A 19,916-nucleotide genomic window follows, 5' to 3' on the forward strand; every position below is an offset into this window, starting at 1 on the left:
TTTGGCGAAATCAGTTTTGCAAGGCACCTAACCCGAAAACGAGGGATCAGGAGTCAATTATGCCCGGAGTGATCGAGACGCTTTCCAGCAACCTGCTTGTGCCGACCATACTGTTTTTTGCCCTTGGGCTTCTGGCTGCCTTTGTACGCAGTGACCTGTCCATTCCGGCGGGCGCGGCCAAGTTCATGTCGCTTTACCTGCTGCTGGCCATCGGGTTCAAAGGCGGTGCCAGTCTGGCCGCGCATGGCATTCACCTGCAACTGTTCCTGACGCTGCTGGGCGGTGTCGCCTTGTCCTTTACCATCCCCTTCGTGGCCTTTGGCCTGCTCAGGGTGATGACACGGCTGGATGCGCTGAACGCGGCGGCGGTGGCAGGGCACTATGGTTCGATCTCGATCGTCACCTTTGTTACGGCCACCAGCCTGCTGGATCTGGTGGGGCTGACCCATGACGGATTCATGGTGGCCGTTGCGGCTGCGATGGAGGTGCCCGCAATCCTGTCGGCGCTTTGGTTGGCGCACAAGACCGGAAGCAATGGCGTCAAGGATGACAAGCTGTGGCGCGATCTGCTGGCCAATGGCTCGATCGTGCTGCTTACCGGTGCCTTCCTGATCGGAGCCATCACCGGTGGTGAAGGCATGCAGATGATCGCGCCCTTCATCGTGACGCCTTTCACCGGAATCCTGTGCCTGTTTCTGCTGGATATGGGCCTGTCGGCAGGGCGCAGCCTGATCAGCAACCGAGACAAGCTGTCGGTTGGCCTGTTCGCCTTTGGTGTTTTGATGCCCCTGATCGGCGCATTTATGGCCTGGGCGGTAGGTGCCGTGATCGGCTTGCCACAGGGCAGCTTGTTCCTGTTCATGGTGCTGTCAGCCTCGGCTTCGTATATCGCGGTTCCCGCCGCGATGAAGATCGCCCTTCCAAAGGCCGAGGCCGGGATCTATCTGACCTTGTCGCTGGGGGTGTCGTTTCCGTTCAACATCACCGTCGGATTGCCGCTGTACCTGTGGTGGGTCAGTTGACCAGCAATACGGCTTCGACCCGACGGTTGAGATCGCGCCCTTCCGGAGTTGCATTCGATGTGAGCGGAGACAGATAGCCAACACCCTGCGCTTCGATCCGGTCGGGTGCCACGCCATGCGCATCGATCAGGCGGGTCCGCACCGCCTCGGCCCGGCTTTTGCTAACCGCAATATTTGCCTGTAAGGCACCGGTATCGTCAGTGTGCCCTACCAACGCCAGGCGTGTGTTCGGGTTGTCGGTCAAGTATCCGGCCAGCAAGGTCAGCGAGTCAAACGGCCCTTCGCCCAGGGCAACCTCGCCCGTCGGAAAATGCAGGTCATCCAGGATCACGTGGCCCGTTGTCGCCAAGGCCTCCAGCAATCCGACCGGGCCTTCCACGGCTTGCTCGATCACCACAGGGTCCGGGTCCGGCGCGTCCTGGGGTGTGACCCGGATCATCTGAACATAGCCATCCGGGGGATTGCGGCTGACCAGCAGGCTAAGGGCAACCGGCCCCTTGGTGGCCGACAAGAACCGGTAATCCTGAATAGCGACATACATGTCCGGGGTTGGCACGACCTCGGTGCCAAAACGGAAATCGAAACCGCCACAAACCCGCGCGTCGCATTCGAACAGGATCTTGTAGCCCTGCGCCTCGATCTGGTCCCGCAACGGTGCCAGCAGCTGCAATGTCGTGCTCGACCCCGCCTGAAGCCGCCACGTATAGCGTTCCACGCGCCCTTCGAGCGTTTCTGCGGGAACCGAGCCATTTGCATAAGGCCCCGTCGGCAGGTCATAGCTGTCCAGTGGCGATGTTCGGTCGCTGATCTGTCGGGCACTGGCCGGCAAGGTCAGGTCCTGCGCGGCAACAGGTCCTGTCATCAGCAGGGCAACAAGGGCGGCGGCGCGGATCATCGAAACTGTGCGTGATATTCTTCGTTGGGCACCATCGCCGTTGCGCTGGCGACCCGGTTTGACATGTTGAAAAACCCGGCGACATTGGCGATGTCCCAGATGTCGCGGTCGGAAAAGCCTGCATCGCGCAGGCGCTGGCGGTCGGGCTCTTCGATCTCGGCGCTGGCGGTGGTCATCTTTGCGGCAAAGTCCAGCATCGCCCGTTGACGCGGCTCCAGCGGGGCGACGCGATAGTTCATCACCAGCATTTCGCCCAGTTGCGGATTGCCCGAAAGCTGACGCACCGCCGCCCCATGGGCGACCAGACAGTAGAAACACTTGTTGATTGACGAGACGACGACCGCGATCATCTCGCGTTCCAGTTTGGTCAGCCCGCTGTCAGCCAGCATCAGGTCGTTATACATCGCGGTGAAGGCGTTCAGCTTGTCGATGTCGAATGCGTTGGCTTTCAGCACATTCGGCACCATGCCCAGTTTTTCGACACAGATATCAAAGTATTTCTGCGTTTCCGGCGGCAGTGGATCGACCATGGGCAGGTTCAGCGCGGTAGGCATGTCTTTTTGTGTCACGGCGGCCTCTTCGGTTCAGACAAGATGACGGTAATGGTATTCGCCCGCGATCTCCATCCCGAGGGCACGATAAAGACCGTTGGCGCCCTCATTGGCTTTGGTGCAGATCACGCTGAGGTTCTGCGCACCGTGATCACGCGCCCAGAATGCGGCCGCGCGCATGGTCCAGTGGCCCAGCCCCTGACGACGGTGTTCGGGCAACACTTCCAGCGCGTGGACCAACGCAGTGTCTGCATGCATCGCCACAAAAGCCACGCCGCTGGGTTTGTCGTTGTGACGCAGCAAAAATCCTGTCTTGGGTCCATTGGCACGTTCCATCACCGCGATCCGCTCGGGTCCGATCCCGCCCGAGGCCCAGATTTCGCGCATGATCTCAAGCGGTTCCCAGATCGAAAACACCATGACCGGTGGGATTGGCTGATCGATCAGCCGAGAGATGGGGCAGACATAAATGTTGACCGGGTCAAGAATGTCGTATCCCCGCTGGGCCAGCATTGCATCCAGAGCTTCATCCCCGGGCCGCAGGCAAAAGATGCGTTTTTGCCCCATGGACAGCATCGCGGCCTCGGCGGCGTCGATATCGTCTTCGTTGGCCGGGCCCAATGCACTGGCCGCTGATACGCGCGACCCTCCGCCCCGCCCCTCACGCAGCAGAAACGGGCCAAGCCGCTGATAGCGTGCGGCGGGCCATGTTCCGTCGACTATTTCCGCCCAGTTATTGCTCAAAGCTCAAGCTCTTTCGCCAGGCGGGTGGTGGCCGCGTCGATCCGGCCTCCGTCGGTGCCGCGTACAACCACGTTGGCCCCGAAGGCACCGTTGATCTGAAACGGATAGCACCCGATGGACAAGTCACTGAAATCTTCGGCCAAGGCCGCCAGGGTTGCGGCGATATCACCTTCTCCGCGGTCCACACGCAGAGTTTGCGACAGCAAAGGGCGGCCTCCGGTCAATGTTGGCAACACGCTCGCCACCATCGCCTGAAAAACCGACGGCACACCTGCCATGACATGCACATTCGCAAGCGTGAACCCGGGCGCTGTCGAAACCGGATTTTCGATCAGCGTCGCCCCGTCCGGAATACGCGCCATGCGCAGGCGGGCGGCATTCAGTTCCAGCCCGGATTTGTCGTAATGGGCCTGCAACAGCGCGCGCGCGTCATCGCGCACATCAATGGGTGTATCGAAAGCGCGGGCAATGCAATCGGCCGTGATATCGTCATGGGTCGGGCCGATGCCGCCGCTGGTGAAGACATTGTCATAGGCATCGGACAACGCTTTGACGGCCGCTTCAATGGCAGGGGCATCATCGCTGACAATGCGGACCTCTTTCAGGTCGATGCCGTGTTTGGTCAGCTCCTGCGCCAGAAAATGCATATTCGCATCGCGGGTGCGACCCGACAGGATTTCATCCCCGATCACCAGCATCGCTGCGGTTGGATTGGCCATGGCGCTGTCCCCTCTTGATCGTTTTCAGGGGCAGGTATAGGCCGTGAGACATGCGTTTTGAAACCCCTCTTGTCCCCGCCCGGCTGATCCGCCGCTACAAACGCTTTCTGGCCGATTGCAGGCTTGAGGATGGAAGTGAGGTAACGGCCCATTGCGCCAATCCGGGATCGATGATGGGGCTGGCCGAACCGGGTGAGAAAATCTGGCTGGAACCCAACGACGATCCGAAGAAAAAGCTGAAATTCGGATGGCGGCTGGTGGACCACGAGAACGGGCATTTTACCGGGGTCGATACCTCGGTCCCGAACCGGGCGCTGCGGGCTGCTTTGGAAGCCGGTGATATCCCCGAACTGGCCGCCTATGACACCGTCCGGCCCGAGATGAAATACGGCGACAACAGCCGCATCGATTTCCTGCTGACGGGGCCGGGCCTGCCGGATGCCTATGTCGAGGTGAAAAGCGTGACACTTTCACGCCAGCCCGGACTGGCCGAGTTTCCCGACAGCGTCACAGCCCGTGGCACCAAGCATCTGGGCGAGTTGGCCGCGATGGCGTCACAAGGGCACCGGGCGATCATGCTGTATTTGGTTCAGCGAACCGATTGCGACCGGTTTGCTTTGGCGGCCGATATTGATCCAGCCTACGCGGCGGCATTTGAGGCGGCGCAGGCGCAAGGGGTGGAACGGATCGTTTGCGGGACGCGGATAACGCCGTCGGGGGTTTGGGTGCAGACTGAAATGAGGATCTTGGCCGGCTGAGTCAGTCCGCAACGACAGCATCAACCTCAATCTCGACCAGCCACTCGGGATTCACAAATCGTTCGATGGCCATGATAGTATCTACAGGGCGAGCATCCAGACAATACAGCTTTCGGGCTTCGATCGCCTGTTTCCAGTTTTCGATTTCGGTCAGGATGACACGCGTTCTGACAATATCGTGCAGCCCTGACCCGGCACGCTCAAGCGCATCTTTGATGATTTCGAAACATTGTCTGGTTTGCAGATAGACATCGCCGACACCCACAGTGTTGCCGTCAGCATCGACTGGTGCGGTTCCCCCGACCGCGATGAAGTTCCCGACCCGAACCGCTCGGCCGAACCCAACGATGCTTTCCATGGGGTTTCCGTTAGAGATCAATTCTCGTTTCTGTGACATGCATCCGGTTCCCTGATTTTCTCAAGAAAAAATGCAATCATTAGATACTGATCCGCCTGCCGTGAAAAGTGTCCAAGCCAGTAGCCGTACGGATTGCAGTCGAGGCGGTGGGGTCCGAGATGCTGCAATGCAGCCCCTACTCTTGAATCCTGAGCCAACGGAACCAAGTTTCCCGCATGGTTTACGCAGTCTGAACACGCGCCCTCTGGTACTTTCTGCACAAGCAGCGTAAAAGGAATGCTGCGCGCAACATTTGGAGCTTAGCGTCGATGAAAGAGCATCGTGGCCGCCTGACCAAGGACGGCATTCGCATCTATGAACAAGGTGACTTCGCCGGGATGCACGCGGCGGGGGCTTTGGCGGCGCGGATTCTGGATGATATTGCCGAACATGTGTTTCCCGGACAAACCACGGGCGCCATTGACGGGCTGATCACGCAGATGGTCGAAGACGCCGGTGCGACCTCGGCCACCATAGGTTATAAAGGCTATCAGCACGCCAGCTGCATCAGCGTGAACCACGTGGTCTGCCACGGTATTCCAGGTGAGAAAAAGCTGAAGGACGGCGATATCCTGAATATCGACGTCACCGTCATCGTCGATGGCTGGTTTGGCGACACCTCACGCATGTATGTGGCGGGCAAGCTGCCGCGCAAGGCGGAACGGCTGATCCAGGTGACCCATGACGCGCTGTTCAAGGGCATCGAGATGGTCAAGCCGGGCAATACCTTTGGTGACATCGGCCATGCCATCCAGTCCTATGTCGAAGCACACCGGATGAGCGTCGTGCGTGATTTCTGCGGTCATGGTCTGGGTCGTGTGTTTCACGCGCCACCGAACGTGCTGCACTATGGCCGCCCGGGCACCGGTGCCGTTCTGGAAGAGGGTATGTTCTTTACCATCGAACCCATGGTCAATCTGGGTCGTCCCGAAACCAAGACCCTGGCCGATGACTGGACAGCCGTAACCCGCGACAAATCGCTGTCGGCACAGTTCGAACATTCGGTGGGCGTCACCTCGGATGGGGTCGATATCTTTACCCTGTCACCCGCTGGCAAGTTTCACCCGACCTATTCCTCCTGATCCGCGGCCTGTTCGCGGAGGAGTTTCAGCAGCATCGTTTCGTCCGCCCACGGCGTGACCGCGTCGTGGATGAAGACCGGCGCGCGCATGGGTTTGCGCTCGGGGCCGGCAGCGGCTTCGCTGTCGCTAGAAAAGGTCCAGGCAAAAGGTGTCAGAGTGCGGTCCATGCGTGCACATTAGCACGACCGCGGGTCAAAGTCCCAACAACCCATGCGCCTGTGACATGTCCGTGATCACTTCGGCCCCCAGATCCGCCAGCTTTTCACCGCCTCCCTGAGGCGCATAAGCAAGGCAACGCATGCCGGCGCGGATTGCCGCCGTGACACCACTGTGGCTGTCTTCGATCACCACCGGAGCCGTCGCGCCAAAGTGCTCGGCGGCCAGTTGGAACATCTTTGGGTCCGGCTTTCCGGTGCCCAGCACATGGGCCGAGAACATCACGTCTTTGAACCGGTCCCAAAGCCCGTTCTGACCCAGAGTGATCTTCATCTTGTCCGGGCTGCCATTCGACGCAACGCAACAGGGGATACCTTTTTGATCCAGCCCCTCAAGCAGGTCTGCGATACCGGGCACCAATGGCACACCTACACGCAGGCGGTCGTAGGTTTCGGCATAGACCTGATCTATCCAGTCTTCGGGCAGAACGGCACCCATCGCGCGGGCCTTGTCCCGCACACCCACCATGGTTCCGCCCACAAACAGGGACATACATTCATGCAGCGCCAGATGCAGGCCATGTTGCGCCAGATTGTCCACCAGCACCTGGTTCGAGACCACCTCGCTGTCCACCAGAACGCCGTCGCAATCGAAAATGACAAGATCGTGCATATGGAATCCCTGATTTGCCTCGCACTCGGCCTATCAAGGCTTTCCCGTCATCGTCCACCCATGTTCCGCACCAAACCGCGCAGCGCGTTTCAATCTGGAACGCCTTTCCACATCAAGGAAATATGCGTGTCGCCATATTTGCGGCTGTTATGCAATTTAAATCCGGCCGGCGCCTGCATCGGGGCGTTTTCTTCCCAAACCAACAAGGCATCATCCGCGATCCAGCCATTGGCCAAGGCGGCGACGGCCTTCTGCCCCATGGATTTCCCGTAAGGCGGGTCCAGAAAAACCAGATCATAAGGCGCGCCGGGATTGTCGCCCAACCGGGTCGCGTCGCGGCGGATCAAATCCGTACGGTCGGCGCTGCGGGTCAGGTCGATGTTCTTGCGTATCAACCCCTGGGCCACTCGCCCGTCATCGACGAAGGTGACATGCGACGCCCCCCGCGACAGCGCCTCGAGCCCCAGCGCCCCGGTTCCCGCGAACAGATCCAGCACCCGCAAACCGTCAAATTCGATCTGGTGGCTGAGCACATTGAACAGGCTTTCACGCACACGGTCGGTGGTGGGGCGCAGATGCGCGCCCGCATCACCCTTGCCGACCGAGGCCAGCGCCCGGCCCCGGAATTCTCCGGCAATGATCCTCACGCCTTGAGCAGCGGTTTCAGGTCCGCGTTCGGGTCTGCCACGACTTCGGGATCAGCGGTCTTGCCCATTTCGATCAGTCTTTTGCCGACCATGTATGCCCGCGGATCATTCATCGCATCCACAGCAATCAGCCTGTCGCCCTTGTAATACCAGAAGGACACGGTCTGACCCTCGCCCTTGCGGGTCACCACGCGGTCATATCCGGTGTTCAGGCCCGCGATCTGAAGCTTGACGTCGTACTGGTCCGACCAGAACCATGGGGTCGCCACATAATCCTTGGCGGCACCTAGCATGTTCTGCGCCACAATTTCGGCCTGGTCGATGGCGTTTGGGACGCTTTCCAGACGGATACGCCCTTCGCCATGCGGAAAAGAGGCGCAATCGCCCGCCGCCCAGATCGACGGATCAGACGTGCGACCATGGGCATCGGTTTTGATGCCGTTGTCCAGTTCGAGCCCTGCCATCTCGGCCAGTTGGGTTGAGGGGGTGATGCCCACACCAACCACGACGAAATCAACGTCCAGCGTCGTGCCGTCCGTCAACACGGCCCCCACAACCCTGCCATTTTCGCCAATCAGACGATCCAGCCCGACGCCTTCGCGGATGTCGGCACCGTATTCGCTGTGTAACGCGCGGAAATACGCGCTGGTTTCTGGCGCAGCGACCCGTTGCAGGATGCGGTCGGCCATCTCGACCAAGGTGACCTTGACGCCGCGTTTCGCGCAGACGGCGGCGGCCTCGAGCCCGATGTAACCGCCGCCCACAATCAACGCGCGGGCGCCTTCGGTCACTTTGGGTTCCATCTCGTCAATATGGGCCAGGTCGCGCACCACGTGCACGCCGTCCAGATCACCTCCGATGGCGGCAGGCAGGCGGCGCGGATCTGACCCGGTGGTCAGCGCCAGTTCGTCATACGGGATGACTTCATCCCCAACAGTGACCGTCTTGGCCTTGGGGTCGATGCCGGTCACGCGCAGGCCAAGCCGCAGAGTGATGTTGTTTTCGGCATAGAAGCTTTCGGGTCGCAGGAACAGGCGCTCCAGTTCCATCTCTCCAAGAAGATAGGCCTTGGATAAAGGCGGGCGCTGATACGGCAGATGCGGCTCGGCCCCGATCAGAGTAATCTCTCCGTCGAACCCGTCCTTGCGCAACCGCGCCACCAAGGACGCTCCTGCCTGACCCGCGCCAATCACGACAATATGGCTCATGCTTTGCCCACCCTGCAGATTTCCCGTGGTCTCTCTGATTTGACCACCTATATTGCGGCTTAGCCCAATTCTGCAAATCCAAACGACAGGAGCTGAAAAATGATTTCAACAGGAGACACTCTGCCCGAGGCCACACTGATCCAGATGGGGGCCGACGGGCCAGAGGAAGTTCGGATTTCAGACAAGACCAAAGGGCGCAAGGTTGTCATTTTCGCTGTGCCAGGCGCCTATACCGGCACATGCACCACCGCACATGTGCCAAGCTTCATTCGCACCAAAAAGCAGTTCGACGACAAGGGCGTGGACGAGATCATGTGCCTGTCGGTCAACGACCCGTTCGTCATGCAGGCCTGGGGTGAATCCACCGGCGCGGCCGCAGCCGGACTGACCATGGTTTCAGACGCGGCCTCAGAATTCACCAAAGCCATCGGCATGGATTTCGACGCCCCGCCCGTTGGCCTGTTCGCACGCTCGAAACGGTATGCGATGCTGGTCGAGAACGGCAAGGTCACGGCCCTGAACTTGGAAGATAACCCCGGTGCTTGCGGGATCTCGGCGGGTGAAGGTCTGCTGGAGGTGATCTGAATTTGGCCGGCCCCGGTCTGTCCGGGGCCGCGTGAACCCAATTTAACTTGAAGCACTGCCTCAATGCGCGAATACTCGTCGCACAAAATTGGGGAGACTTTTATGAAACTTAAGGTATTTCCATCCATCCTGACCAGCGCAGCCCTTTTGGCAGCCTGCGGTCCGGCCCCAACCCCGCAACAGCAAGCCGCCCGGCAGCACGAAATTGCCTGCCTCAGCGGCACATTGGGCGGCGCCTTGATCGGCGGCGCGATCGGCAACCAGTTCGGCGGCGGATCGGGCAAGACGATCCTGACCGCAGCCGGCGCTGCTGCCGGTGGCATTGAAGGCCAAAGGTTTGCATGCTGAGGAGATTGGACATGAAACGGACGATTTTTGTATTCACGGCTGCAGTCCTGGCCTCGGCGACCAATGCCGAAACCGTGGCCGAGCTGCATGAAAAAGAATTGAATGCCATCGACGCAAACAATGACGGGTTCCTGTCCAAAGACGAATTCGACGCTTTTTCAGACTATGCGTTTCAGGCCATGGACGAAGACAAGAACGGCACACTGGGTCAGGCCGAGGCCAAGCCGTTTCTGGACATAAAGCAGTTCCAGAATGTTGACCGCAACAAGGACAGCTTTATCTCAAGATCGGAATATGATGCACAGATGAATGAAGATTTCGGCGTGGCAGATCAGAATGGCAATGGTCAACTGGACTAAGCCCGCTTGAGGGAGCTTGCTATGAAAAAATGGATCGGAATGGGTGCTTTGGCACTGGCCGCGGCCTGTGACGTTCAGCAATCTCCTGTGGTGACGGGGCCGGACGGACAGGCCCGCATCCAGATCAATCCGTCTGGCCTGACCTGCTATGAAAACCGGTGTCTGGATATCAACCCAGCGGCGCGCAGCGTGCGCCAGATCGGGAACAAGACCACTGGCATCCCAAGGTCCATCGATGTCAGCGATGGCACCGTCACACCTGCGGAATTCAAGCAGATGGGCACGGCTGCGTCGCTTGCCGGTGGCCAAGGGTCAGGCAACGACCGCTAGCACAGACTGTCCATCTTTCGGGCCAGTTTGGCGTCCAGTGACGACAGGCCGCCTACGTCATGGGTGGACAGAACCACCTCGACCGTGCGGTAGACGTTGGACCATTCTGGATGATGGTTCCATTTCTCGGCCCAGATCGCCACTTGCGTCATCCAGCCAAATGCGTGCACGAAGTTGTCGAAAATGAAGGTCTTAGTGATCGCGTCGCGGCCTTCGACCATGGTCCAGCCGTTTTTGAACAGCGGATCCAGCAGCGGGCCACGGGTCTCGGCGGACAAAAGTTCAGTCATTGCTGTTCCTCCGGGTTCGATTTCCTGAACGGGCCGTAATCCGTCAGAATCTCGATCTCTTCTCCCACTGCGCGGCCTTCGGCGTCCAGATATTTTTTGACGGCATCGGCAAACCCCGGATCGCCGACCCAGTGCAAGCTATGCGTGCGCGTCGGCAAATAGCCCCGCGCCAGCTTGTGTTCACCCTGAGCGCCCGCTTCTACCCGGGCCAGACCGTGGGCAATGGCAAAGTCTATCGCCCTATAGTAGCACAGTTCGAAATGCAGGCAGGCATGATGTTCAATGCAGCCCCAATACCGCCCAAAAAGCGTTTCGCGGCCTATGAAGTTCAGCGCACCCGCAATGGCATGACCATCCCGTTCAGCCAAAACCAGGGCCATGTCCTTCGCCATCGTCTCTTGTGCGATGTCAAAAAACTGACGCGTCAGATAGGGCGACCCCCATTTTCGCGCCCCGGTATCCTGATAGAACCGCCAAAATGCATCCCAGTGTTCCGGGCGCAGGTCATCGCCCGTCAATGTGTGGATTTCACCGCCAAAACCATTGGCCTGCGCGCGTTCCTTGCGGATGTTCTTGCGCTTGCGTGAGGACAAGGCCGCTAGGAAGTCATCGAATTCGGCGTAGCCATCATTCAGCCAGTGAAACTGCTGCGAGCTGCGAAGCATTAGCCCCATCTGCTCTCCGGCCAATGCCTCGGCTTCTGTACAGAAGGTTACGTGAACCGAAGAGACCTGATTGTCGGCCGCCAGTTGAACGGCACCCTGCACCAAAGCCGACATTCCGATCCTGTCATAACCCGGGCGCACCAGAAACCGCCGCCCGGTGGCGGGTGTGAACGGCACCGCAATTTGCAGCTTGGGATAATACCGTCCGCCTGCGCTTTCATAGGCATGGGCCCAGCTGTGGTCAAAGATGTATTCGCCCTGGCTGTGCGATTTGGCATACATCGGGGCCGCTGCGATCAGGATCCCGTCAAGAAAGGCGGTCAGGTATTGCGGTTGCCAACCCGTACCGCGCCCGACCGAGCCGCTTTCCTCGAGCGCCAGCAAAAAGCGATGCGTGGTGAAGGGATCAAGGGGCCGCCCACCATCAGCGGCCTCGGGGCAGGCGCAGGCATCCCACTCGGCCGCTGAAATCCGCGACAGAGACCCAATGACCTGAACTTCGATTTGGGCCTGATCCATGTTTCCTCCGCACCAGCCCTATATCTGTGACCGAGGCGGCAAGGTTCAAGCTGAATGCGCGGCCAGATACCCTTCGAAGGTCACATTGTCGGCAACCATGCGGGCCTCTGCCTCTTGTTCAGGCGTTCGGACGGTCCAGCACAGGATCGGCACGCCCTGCGCCTTCAGTTCGGCCACACGCGGGCGGGAAAGATCTTCCGCCTCGTGACTGATGAAACCGGCCCCGACACGGTCAAAATCAGGAATGTCGCGCAGGGTGTCGCAGACGTCTTGCGGCAGAAGCTCGACACTGGGCTCATAGGCGCAAGTCGTGATGCCGCGCGGCAGATGCGGGGCCAGCCGCGCCAGTTCCGCAACCGAGTTTGGATTGAAGGACATCAGGGCCACCGGGCCGTCATAGCCCTGCAATGCGCGCACGGTGTCGTGCTCGAGGGCGCCGATATTCATACCCATAACGCCGTCCTGATCCTTCAGCTCGATCAGCAGCGGCACCTGGCCTGCGACCATGTCCAGCACTTCATCCAGCGTTGGAATGCCGTCATCCCCATACAGAAGGGTCAATTCAGACGCCGCCGCCGCCGACACCTGCCGGATCGGCCCGGGCTGGCCGGTCAGACGCCCCATGTCGTAATCATGGAACACGACGGCACGATCATCAGATGTCAGCTGAAGGTCGATCTCGATCCCGTATCCGGCATCAATGGCGGCACGAATGGCCGCCCGGCTGTTTTCCGGGCGGTTGTTCGAGACGTCATGCAGCGCCCGATGAGCAATTGGGGCCTGCAAAAACGCAGTTGGCAGGGGCGGTATCATTCGATCTCGAATATGCCTTCGATCTCGACCGCCACGCCCAAAGGCAGCGACGCAGCACTTACGGCAGAGCGCGAGTGGCGACCGGCGTCGCCCAGCGCTTCGACCAGAAAGTCGGATGCGCCGTTGATCACTTGCGGCTGCGCAGTGAAATCTGCGGTCGAGTTCACGAAACCGGTCAGCTTGATGACACGCACCAGTTTGTCGATATCTCCGCCACAGGCCGCCTTGACCTGTGCCAGCAGATTGATCGCGCAGACCCGCGCCGCTGCGGCTCCGGCCTCGACATCCATATCATCGCCCAGCTTGCCGGTGATCAGCTCGTCTGATTTCGATATCTGGCCGGACACGTACACGATATTGCCCACACGCACATACGGCACATAATTTGCCGCTGGAGCGGGTGCGTCGCCCAGCGTGACACCGAGGCTTTCCAATTTTGCAGCGATGCTCATTGAGAGGGTCCTTCCCTGATTGACTCTGCCGGACGCTAACCGGGAAGCACAGCCGTGGAAAGACGGAATGCGGCAAATTCCGGCTTGCATGCGATCTGAGCATATCTTTACTTATTATGACTTGTAGATACTCAATTACTTTACCCGGACCTGACGGACAGGTTACACGCTAGGTGTTTCATTTGAGACCTGAAACGACTATGTGACAAGAACTTGTGCCTTACCGGCGTGTAAGTATTGGTGAATTGTGATTGTTGGCCCGACAGAGCGGATGTCGGGCATTTGGGAGAAGCAAAGATCGTGTCGAGCAGATTTCGCCTGAAACACCTGGTTGTCCTGTCACTCATGGCCATTCTGTCCGCCTGTGCAACGACCCCGCCCGAGGGTGCCTCTCGCAGCGACGTGTTCGACCCTTACGAAAACGCGAACCGGGGAATTCACAAGTTCAATCTGGGCGTTGACCGATTTCTGTTTCGACCTGCGTCGAAAGGGTACGTGAAGATCGTTCCTGATCCCATGGTCACCAGTTTCAGCACATTCGCCGAAAACATCTCGTTGCCCGGACAAGCGGTCGACTACCTGCTTCAGGGCAACCCGAAACAGATGGGCAATGCGCTGCTGCGATTTGTGATCAACATGACCGTGGGCGGCTTTGGCCTGTCCGCGCCCGCAGATGAGCTGAACCTGCCGCCCGTCGATACTGATTTCGGCGAGACCCTGCACGTCTGGGGGGTCGGTGAAGGGGCTTATGTTGAACTGCCTTTCTATGGCCCGTCGACCCAAAGGGATGCCATCGGGGTCGTGATTAACCTGTTCTCGAATCCGATCAATTTTACCCCGGTCCGGCCCGCCGACAATCTGGGCGTTTATGCCGAAGTCGTTCGCCGCATGGGCGATCGTGGACGGTTCTCGGATACCGTGGACTCGATTCTGTATGAAAGCGCAGACAGTTATGCGCAGGCCCGCCTGATCTATCTGCAAAACCGTCGCTTCGAACTGGCAAGAGATGACGAAGACGCCTATCTGGATTTGTATTCTGACCCCTATGCCGAAACCGGGACAGACCCGGTCAGGGACCCCTATCTAGACCCCTACGAGGACCCCTATGCTGAATAACGAGTTGAACCGCCGTAACTTTGTCGCAGCTGGTCTGGCTTTGGCCGTCTTGCCCAAATCCGCGTTTGCCCAAACCGAGGCATCAGCCAAGGCACTGGTCAACAGTGTGGTCAACGACATCAACAGGGTTATCGCATCGGGCAAGTCAGAAAATGCGATGCTGCGTGATTTCGAGAAGATCTTTGTGCAATATGCCGACGTCCCGATCATGGCGCGTTATGCCCTCGGTGCCGATGCCCGCACGGCCACCCCATCCCAGCTAAAGCAATTCACCAAGGCTTTTCAGGGCTATATCTCGCGTAAATATGGTCGCCGCTTCCGCGAGTTCATCGGCGGTGAGGTCAACGTGCGCAATGCCCGCAAGATCAAGGCCGGATATGAAGTGCGCACAATTGTCAAGCTGCGCGGCTCGGCTCCGTTTGATGTGACGTTCCTTGTTTCGGACAAGTCAGGGCGTGAAAAATTCTACAACATGTTCATCGAAGGCGTGAATTTGTTGCTGACCGAGCGCACCGAAATCGGCGCGATGCTGGATGCCCGCAAAGGCAACCTGGACCAGTTGATCAAAGACCTGAACAAGACGGGCTGATCCATTTCACTTGCGGCGGGACATTGAATTACGCCTTTGGCAACAGTGGGGCAGAGGCGTCTGACCACCTGTTTTTTCAGCGCGCCGCGGCTACATGTCGAGGTCACGGCATGTAGCTGCGCACCAAAGCGCCTGCAATCAAAGCCCACCCATCGGCGATCACGAAAAACGCCAGCTTGAATGGCAAGGATACGATGGCCGGAGGCACCATCATCATACCCATCGACATCAATACAGCGGCCACGACAAGATCGATGATCAGAAACGGCAGGAAAATCAGAAACCCGATCTGAAACGCCCGCGCGATTTCCGACAGCATGAAGGACGGCATCAAGACAGACAACGGCGCTTGTGCGGACAACTCCATAGCCTCACCGCCGGGGCGCAAAGCCGCCATGGCATAGAACGTGTCCGCATCCAGTCGGGCCGCCATGAAGGCACGGAACGGCTCTAACGCGCGCTCCAACGCTGGTTCCACTTCCATCGTCTCTTCCATCATCGGTCGTATCCCTGTCGCCCATGCTTCTGAAAACACCGGGTCCATGATGAAATAGGTCAGGAACAACGCCAGGCTGACCAACAGCATATTGGGCGGAGATTGTTGCAGGCCGATCCCTTGCCGCAGGATCGACAGAACGGTGATCAGGAAGGGAAAGCAGGTGATCATGATCGCCAACCCCGGAGCGATGCTCAGGACTGTGATCAGCAGAATCAGCTGGATCGTCCGGGCGGAAATCGAGCCGCCCTCGCCCAGGGACAGGGTCAAATCCTGGGCAGCGGCCAGTGAGGGCGTCAACACGGCCACCAAAGCCAGGCAGAATACATAGCGCATCAACCGATTCCGTTGTGCAAATCCGCAATCTCGGTCAAGCGCACTGCAAGTTGCCCTGCCTGATCGCCTTCCATTTCTTCCAACAGCCCGCGCGCCACCAACTGATCCCCAACATAGAGGTCAACCGGATCTTCGATCCGTTTGTCCAGGGTCAGCACGGCATTCTCTCCCATGTTCAACAGGTCCTTGATCAATGGGCGCGCACGACCAACGGAAACGGTCACTTCAATCGGGACCGAGTCGAAGGGGTTGGGTTTTTCAGATTTCGGGATCTGGGTGTCATTCATTGGACAAAGCCTCTCTTGTCTCAAAGACATAAGCGTCAAAGGTCTGTTCGATGGCGGCGAGCAAAGCGGTGCAATCAACCTCACGCCGGCTCGTGCCGACCTGAAGGCGGGCCTGACCCGGCTCCAGTTCAGAGTGTTCGATCACCTGAGGAGTTGAATGCAGATCTTGCGGCAACAGCGCTGCGACACTCTCGGCACATCCCGGCGGCACCAAAATCTGCATCGGCTGCTCTATCCGCGAACGCGCCATTTCACAGAATTGCTCCACAATGCGGGCTGCCAGGCCCCGATCGGCCATCTCAGGCAGTACGGTCTGAACCAGGCTGGTGAACATGGGCTCCAGCGACAGGGTCATGCGGGCGATGGCTTCGTGATAGGTGAAAGACATATCCTCAAGCGACCTTGCCAATTCAGCCGAAATCTGGCTGCGGCTTTGCTCCTGCGCCCGCGAGGCATCTTCCCAACCGGCCCCATACCCGTCTTCGAAGGCAGAGAGCCGTTGTTCTTCCAGCGTGTCCTCATTCAAGATCAGAACGGGCCCCGTACCGGTCTGGGTGGTGAAATCCTCAAGAAGATGGGCAATCGACATCATACCCGCTCCTCGCCTTCTTCAAGCCAACTGCGCAGGATCTCGACAGTTTCTTCCTGCTTGTCACCGATCATGGCGCGCAGCCGGTCGACAGGATCCTCAGTGGCGTTCGAGCCGAGAGCCGGAACACCACGCTCTGCCGGCAGGGTCGAGTGCTCTGCCGGTTCCTCCGGTGCGATTTCACCTGTCAGTGCCAGGGTATCCGAATCCGCCCCTCCTGCCGCCGCCAGCAGCGCCGGTGTCGGTGTTGCATTTGTCAGGATCGGGCGGATCACGAACAAGGCCAGCACGAGCGAAACCAAAGCCAGCACAGCCATCTGTATCAAGGACATGACATCCAGATGGATGTTCTGCCAGAGCGACGACGAAACCAGAGTGCCCTGTGGTTCGACCGACGGCAAATCCATGGATTTCAGTGTAATAACGTCCCCGCGCGCCGCATCGTACCCGACTGCCGACGCCACGAGCTCTTCCAAAGCGGTAAGCTCTTCCTGAGGCAAGGGCGTGAAGACTTCGGCACCGGAGGCGGCCACCGATCTTTTCCCATTGACCAGAACTGCAACCGTCAGACGCTTGATCGCGCCGGGGGATTTATGGACTTCCAGCTCTGTCTCGGAGACTTCGTAGTTCACCCGCTCACGAGTCTGGGTAGCCGTCGAGTTCGATTCGTCCCCGCCCGCCGCATCGCCATCCGGCAGGTTCGACGCCACGGTGACATCCGATGACTGATTTCGGGCGCTGTCCGAACGTTCTTCGACATCCGTGCTGATCGCCACGCGGCCTTTGGGGTCAAAGCGCCGCTCGCGAATGGATTCCGTCTTGGTTTCGGTATCGACACTGACTTCGACCACGGCGTTGCCGGTACCGACACGCGCCTCGACCAGACGCAGAACGCGTTCCCGCAACTGGCGCGACTTGTCGTCCGAAGTGTCCGCAGGCGCTGCGGTATCCTGCCCGCCAATCACGGCCCCGTGCGAATCAACCACCGTAACGTTCTCGGGCGTCAGGCCGCTGACGGCCGAGGCAACGAGGAACCGGATGGCCTTGGCCTGATCCCCGGTAATTTCGGTCCCGGATGGCACGAGGTAGACCGAAGCCGTTGGTGACACGCTGCGCTGAAACGGGTTTGCCGTCCCGTTGGCAATATGGACGCGCGCCTGACTTATATGCGGGCTACCGACAATCGTCCGCGCCAGTTCACCCTCTTTCGCGCGCCAATAGGCAGCATCGAACATCTGAGAGGTAGTGCCAAACCCGCTTAGCGAATCAAGCAGTTCGTACCCTTTATTGCCGTTTGCGGGCAGGCCTTCGCTGGCAAGGGTCATTCGCAGCTCGTCGCGCTGCGCGCCGGATACGTAGATCGATCCGCCCCGAATTTCATATGTGACGCCGCGCTGGTCCAGCGCGCGTACTATTTCCCCGGCGGCACCGCTTTCCAGACCCGCATAAAGCAGCGTCATGGACGGAGCCGTCACGAGGCGCGACATGCCAAGGATTCCCAGAAACACCAGCGCAACCGCACCGGCGACGATGATTTGTTTACGCCTGTCCAAATTAGCCCAGACAGTTCCGATCTGCTGCACGCTCACCTCCGACTCGCCGGCATTCTGCCCGACGCACCCTCTGTTTGGACGATTGCTCTTAACAATCGGTTAGTCCCTGCGCGGTTATGACGGGGTCGGAACGGATGAATGAGGACGTCATGACCGACGCAACCGACGAACTGGCGGAACCCACCGGGAAAAAAGGGAAAAAGGGAATGCTGATCGGGATGCTTCTTGCCATCGCCGGCGCTGCGGGCGGGTATTTCCTGACGTCATCCGGATTGATTCCGCTGGGTGGCAAGGCCGCGGTTGAGGCCGGCAAGGACGAGGCGGAAAAGGAACCTGCCAAAGCGCTGGCAGATGTCGGGTTCATTGATCTGCCGCCGGTTGTTGTATCGGTGAATTCCGGCAAGTCACGACATTTGAAGTTCCACGCTCAGCTCGAAGTTAACGCGCCGTACATAGCTGATGTGAAAAAAATGCAGCCACGAATCATGGATGTCCTGAACGGATACCTGCGAGCCGTCGAATTGAAGGACCTGGAGGATTCGCTGGCATTGACGCGCATCCGAGGTCACCTGCTGCGACGCATTGGAATTGTCGTTGGCGAAGGGCGCGTTCGCGATGTGCTGGTGATGGAATTTGTACTGAATTAGGAGGCGGAATTGGAGCTGATTGCGGATATTTTGCTGGTCGCCGGTGCGTTGGGCGCGGGTCTTTATTGTTTTGTGCTGTCGCGCCGCCTCAGGCGGTTCACCGATCTTGAACAAGGCGTCGGTGGCGCGGTGGCCGTGTTGTCGACCCAGGCAGAAGAGCTGAAGAAATCCCTGGACAGCGCGCGAAATGCCTCTGATCAATCGGGGGATCAGCTGAAGGCGCTGACGCAAAGGGCTGAGACTGTGGCGCAGCGCCTGGAGCTGATGATGGCATCTCTGCATGATGTCATCCCCGAAGAAGAAACTGCTGCCCCGGAAAAAGCAAAGCCTGTCCAAGACGAGCCCCAGCCTGAAGAGGAACAGGGCACCAAGCACGAAAAAGCAGCGGAACCGGTCGAAACTGGTGCGCGTGAAGAGCAAGCCAAGGCGCCAGAGGGCCTGATGTTCTTCCGCCATGACCGCAAGCAGAACGGGGCGCAGGTATGAGCCTTGCGCGCAACGCCAAACACGATACACGCCCGCGCGGTGGTGTGCTTGCTGTCATCTCATTGCTGATGATCGGCTCGGCAGCCATTCGCGTTGGCTTGGAGGCAGGACCCGCGCTCGCCAAACCGGCGACACACGAAGCCGTGGAAAACGAGCCTGCCGCGTCCGAAACACGCGATGTTCAGGTTGTGCTGGCGGAGCTTTTGCGCCGGGAGGATCGCGTCAAACAGCGAGAGGCTGAATTACGCGATCAGGAAAAAGCACTGGAGATCGCAACCCAGGCCGTTGAAACGCGTCTGACGGCCCTGAAGGAAGCAGAAGATGCCCTGCGTGCCACGTTGGCGGTTGCGGACAAAGCGGCAGAGAACGATCTGGCGCGCCTGACGGATGTTTACCAGAACATGAAACCCAAGGACGCAGCCGCGTTGTTTGAAACCATGGACCCGACCTTTGCCGCAGGGTTCCTGTCCCGCATGCCGGCGGACGCAGCGGCTGGCGTACTGGCGGGCCTGAGCCCCGAAGCGGCCTATACAATCAGCGTTGTCATGGCCGGACGCAACGCCTCGGCCCCACAGGAGTAGTCGCTCGTGTTGCCCGGTAACGCA

At 59.2% G+C, this 19,916-nt stretch carries 29 protein-coding genes; 12 read left to right on the forward strand and 17 right to left on the reverse strand.

Annotation, left to right across the window (positions count from 1 at the left end):
• Positions 1-59 precede the first annotated feature (59 nt).
• Positions 60-1,022 carry a sodium-dependent bicarbonate transport family permease gene (locus GS611_RS16175; protein ID WP_171637331.1) on the forward strand — a complete coding sequence of 321 codons (963 nt, stop codon included), beginning with the start codon at positions 60-62 and terminating at the stop codon, positions 1,020-1,022.
• Here GS611_RS16175 and GS611_RS16180 read toward each other — a convergent pair.
• Genes GS611_RS16180 through GS611_RS16195 form a run of 4 tightly spaced genes read right to left on the reverse strand, consistent with a single transcriptional unit; the run spans position 1,015 to position 3,931 of the window.
• Complete coding sequence (locus tag GS611_RS16180) at positions 1,015-1,917, reverse strand: OmpA family protein (protein ID WP_171637332.1); 903 nt, start codon at positions 1,915-1,917, stop codon at positions 1,015-1,017. The two genes, GS611_RS16175 and GS611_RS16180, sit on opposite strands and share 8 nt — an antisense overlap.
• The gene (locus tag GS611_RS16185) at positions 1,914-2,471 is read right to left on the reverse strand and encodes a peroxidase-related enzyme (protein ID WP_152459932.1); all 558 of its coding nucleotides are present in this window, start codon (positions 2,469-2,471) and stop codon (positions 1,914-1,916) included. The genes GS611_RS16180 and GS611_RS16185 overlap by 4 nt, the downstream gene beginning before the upstream one ends.
• A 30-nt stretch (positions 2,472-2,501) precedes the next feature.
• Positions 2,502-3,212 (reverse strand): N-acetyltransferase, encoded by a 711-nt coding sequence (locus tag GS611_RS16190; protein WP_171637333.1) that lies wholly within the window; start codon positions 3,210-3,212, stop codon positions 2,502-2,504.
• The gene (locus tag GS611_RS16195; RefSeq protein ID WP_171117137.1) at positions 3,209-3,931 is read right to left on the reverse strand and encodes a molybdopterin-binding protein; all 723 of its coding nucleotides are present in this window, start codon (positions 3,929-3,931) and stop codon (positions 3,209-3,211) included. The genes GS611_RS16190 and GS611_RS16195 overlap by 4 nt, the downstream gene beginning before the upstream one ends.
• A 50-nt stretch (positions 3,932-3,981) precedes the next feature.
• Between GS611_RS16195 and sfsA the strand changes: the two genes are divergently transcribed.
• On the forward strand, positions 3,982-4,689 hold the full coding sequence (gene sfsA, locus GS611_RS16200) for a DNA/RNA nuclease SfsA (RefSeq protein WP_171637334.1): 708 nt from the start codon (positions 3,982-3,984) through the stop codon (positions 4,687-4,689).
• A gap of 1 nt (position 4,690) precedes the next feature.
• Here sfsA and GS611_RS16205 read toward each other — a convergent pair whose 3' ends face one another.
• Positions 4,691-5,086, reverse strand: coding sequence for a Rid family hydrolase (locus GS611_RS16205; protein ID WP_253285084.1), 396 nt, complete (start codon positions 5,084-5,086; stop codon positions 4,691-4,693).
• 269 nt (positions 5,087-5,355) lie between these two features.
• Here GS611_RS16205 and map point away from each other — a divergent pair, with 269 nt between their 5' ends.
• Positions 5,356-6,168 (forward strand): type I methionyl aminopeptidase, encoded by an 813-nt coding sequence (gene map, locus GS611_RS16210; protein WP_171637336.1) that lies wholly within the window; start codon positions 5,356-5,358, stop codon positions 6,166-6,168.
• Here the strand turns inward: map and GS611_RS16215 are convergent.
• From GS611_RS16215 to GS611_RS16230, 4 genes are all read right to left on the reverse strand, one after another.
• Positions 6,156-6,335, reverse strand: coding sequence for a hypothetical protein (locus GS611_RS16215; protein WP_171637339.1), 180 nt, complete (start codon positions 6,333-6,335; stop codon positions 6,156-6,158). The genes map and GS611_RS16215 overlap by 13 nt on opposite strands.
• A 25-nt stretch (positions 6,336-6,360) precedes the next feature.
• Positions 6,361-6,996 carry an HAD family phosphatase gene (locus tag GS611_RS16220; RefSeq protein ID WP_171637341.1) on the reverse strand — a complete coding sequence of 212 codons (636 nt, stop codon included), beginning with the start codon at positions 6,994-6,996 and terminating at the stop codon, positions 6,361-6,363.
• Between the two features lie 89 nt (positions 6,997-7,085).
• Positions 7,086-7,643: a 16S rRNA (guanine(966)-N(2))-methyltransferase RsmD gene (gene rsmD / locus GS611_RS16225; protein ID WP_171637343.1), complete on the reverse strand. Its 558-nt coding sequence runs from the start codon at positions 7,641-7,643 to the stop codon at positions 7,086-7,088.
• Positions 7,640-8,851 carry an NAD(P)/FAD-dependent oxidoreductase gene (locus tag GS611_RS16230; protein ID WP_171637344.1) on the reverse strand — a complete coding sequence of 404 codons (1,212 nt, stop codon included), beginning with the start codon at positions 8,849-8,851 and terminating at the stop codon, positions 7,640-7,642. Before GS611_RS16230 ends, rsmD begins: the two co-directional genes overlap by 4 nt.
• A gap of 99 nt (positions 8,852-8,950) precedes the next feature.
• Between GS611_RS16230 and GS611_RS16235 the strand changes: the two genes are divergently transcribed.
• From GS611_RS16235 to GS611_RS16250, 4 genes are all read left to right on the forward strand, one after another.
• The gene (locus GS611_RS16235; protein ID WP_171637345.1) at positions 8,951-9,436 is read left to right on the forward strand and encodes a peroxiredoxin; all 486 of its coding nucleotides are present in this window, start codon (positions 8,951-8,953) and stop codon (positions 9,434-9,436) included.
• A 102-nt stretch (positions 9,437-9,538) separates the two neighbouring features.
• Entirely contained in the window at positions 9,539-9,784 is a 246-nt protein-coding gene (locus GS611_RS16240) for a glycine zipper 2TM domain-containing protein (protein ID WP_171637346.1), read from the forward strand.
• A gap of 11 nt (positions 9,785-9,795) precedes the next feature.
• Positions 9,796-10,143, forward strand: coding sequence for a hypothetical protein (locus tag GS611_RS16245; RefSeq protein WP_171637347.1), 348 nt, complete (start codon positions 9,796-9,798; stop codon positions 10,141-10,143).
• A 21-nt stretch (positions 10,144-10,164) separates the two neighbouring features.
• A complete protein-coding gene (locus GS611_RS16250) occupies positions 10,165-10,473 on the forward strand; it encodes a hypothetical protein (RefSeq protein ID WP_171637348.1) in 309 nt (102 codons plus the stop codon).
• On the opposite strand, the gene GS611_RS16255 is transcribed toward GS611_RS16250, so the two are convergent.
• Genes GS611_RS16255 through GS611_RS16270 form a run of 4 tightly spaced genes read right to left on the reverse strand, consistent with a single transcriptional unit; the run spans position 10,470 to position 13,212 of the window.
• Positions 10,470-10,763 (reverse strand): 4a-hydroxytetrahydrobiopterin dehydratase, encoded by a 294-nt coding sequence (locus GS611_RS16255; RefSeq protein WP_152459417.1) that lies wholly within the window; start codon positions 10,761-10,763, stop codon positions 10,470-10,472. The two genes, GS611_RS16250 and GS611_RS16255, sit on opposite strands and share 4 nt — an antisense overlap.
• Positions 10,760-11,947 (reverse strand): GNAT family N-acetyltransferase, encoded by a 1,188-nt coding sequence (locus GS611_RS16260; protein WP_171637349.1) that lies wholly within the window; start codon positions 11,945-11,947, stop codon positions 10,760-10,762. Before GS611_RS16260 ends, GS611_RS16255 begins: the two co-directional genes overlap by 4 nt.
• A gap of 45 nt (positions 11,948-11,992) precedes the next feature.
• Positions 11,993-12,760, reverse strand: a complete 768-nt coding sequence (locus GS611_RS16265) for a glycerophosphodiester phosphodiesterase family protein (protein ID WP_171637350.1) — start codon at positions 12,758-12,760, stop codon at positions 11,993-11,995.
• Positions 12,757-13,212 (reverse strand): RidA family protein, encoded by a 456-nt coding sequence (locus GS611_RS16270; RefSeq protein WP_152459420.1) that lies wholly within the window; start codon positions 13,210-13,212, stop codon positions 12,757-12,759. Before GS611_RS16270 ends, GS611_RS16265 begins: the two co-directional genes overlap by 4 nt.
• A 345-nt stretch (positions 13,213-13,557) precedes the next feature.
• Between GS611_RS16270 and GS611_RS16275 the strand changes: the two genes are divergently transcribed.
• Positions 13,558-14,328, forward strand: coding sequence for a VacJ family lipoprotein (locus GS611_RS16275; protein WP_171637476.1), 771 nt, complete (start codon positions 13,558-13,560; stop codon positions 14,326-14,328).
• On the forward strand, positions 14,318-14,917 hold the full coding sequence (locus tag GS611_RS16280; protein ID WP_171637351.1) for a phospholipid-binding protein MlaC: 600 nt from the start codon (positions 14,318-14,320) through the stop codon (positions 14,915-14,917). Before GS611_RS16275 ends, GS611_RS16280 begins: the two co-directional genes overlap by 11 nt.
• 103 nt (positions 14,918-15,020) lie before the next feature.
• On the opposite strand, the gene fliP is transcribed toward GS611_RS16280, so the two are convergent.
• The 4 genes from fliP to fliF are packed head-to-tail and all read right to left on the reverse strand — an operon-like array spanning position 15,021 to position 18,208.
• On the reverse strand, positions 15,021-15,749 hold the full coding sequence (gene fliP, locus GS611_RS16285; RefSeq protein WP_171637353.1) for a flagellar type III secretion system pore protein FliP: 729 nt from the start codon (positions 15,747-15,749) through the stop codon (positions 15,021-15,023).
• Entirely contained in the window at positions 15,749-16,036 is a 288-nt protein-coding gene (locus GS611_RS16290; protein ID WP_152459423.1) for a FliM/FliN family flagellar motor C-terminal domain-containing protein, read from the reverse strand. The genes fliP and GS611_RS16290 overlap by 1 nt, the downstream gene beginning before the upstream one ends.
• A complete protein-coding gene (locus GS611_RS16295) occupies positions 16,029-16,628 on the reverse strand; it encodes an ABC transporter ATP-binding protein (protein WP_245223617.1) in 600 nt (199 codons plus the stop codon). The genes GS611_RS16290 and GS611_RS16295 overlap by 8 nt, the downstream gene beginning before the upstream one ends.
• A complete protein-coding gene (fliF, locus tag GS611_RS16300) occupies positions 16,625-18,208 on the reverse strand; it encodes a flagellar basal-body MS-ring/collar protein FliF (RefSeq protein ID WP_171637355.1) in 1,584 nt (527 codons plus the stop codon). Before fliF ends, GS611_RS16295 begins: the two co-directional genes overlap by 4 nt.
• Positions 18,209-18,327: 119 nt before the next feature.
• Here fliF and fliL point away from each other — a divergent pair, with 119 nt between their 5' ends.
• Genes fliL through GS611_RS16315 form a run of 3 tightly spaced genes read left to right on the forward strand, consistent with a single transcriptional unit; the run spans position 18,328 to position 19,892 of the window.
• Positions 18,328-18,825 carry a flagellar basal body-associated protein FliL gene (fliL, locus tag GS611_RS16305; protein WP_171637356.1) on the forward strand — a complete coding sequence of 166 codons (498 nt, stop codon included), beginning with the start codon at positions 18,328-18,330 and terminating at the stop codon, positions 18,823-18,825.
• Between the two features lie 9 nt (positions 18,826-18,834).
• Entirely contained in the window at positions 18,835-19,311 is a 477-nt protein-coding gene (locus GS611_RS16310) for a hypothetical protein (protein ID WP_171637358.1), read from the forward strand.
• On the forward strand, positions 19,308-19,892 hold the full coding sequence (locus GS611_RS16315; RefSeq protein ID WP_171637360.1) for a MotE family protein: 585 nt from the start codon (positions 19,308-19,310) through the stop codon (positions 19,890-19,892). Before GS611_RS16310 ends, GS611_RS16315 begins: the two co-directional genes overlap by 4 nt.
• The last annotated feature ends 24 nt before the right edge of the window (positions 19,893-19,916 follow it).

This window comes from Ruegeria sp. HKCCD6119 (assembly GCF_013110585.1).
GTDB lineage: Bacteria > Pseudomonadota > Alphaproteobacteria > Rhodobacterales > Rhodobacteraceae > Ruegeria.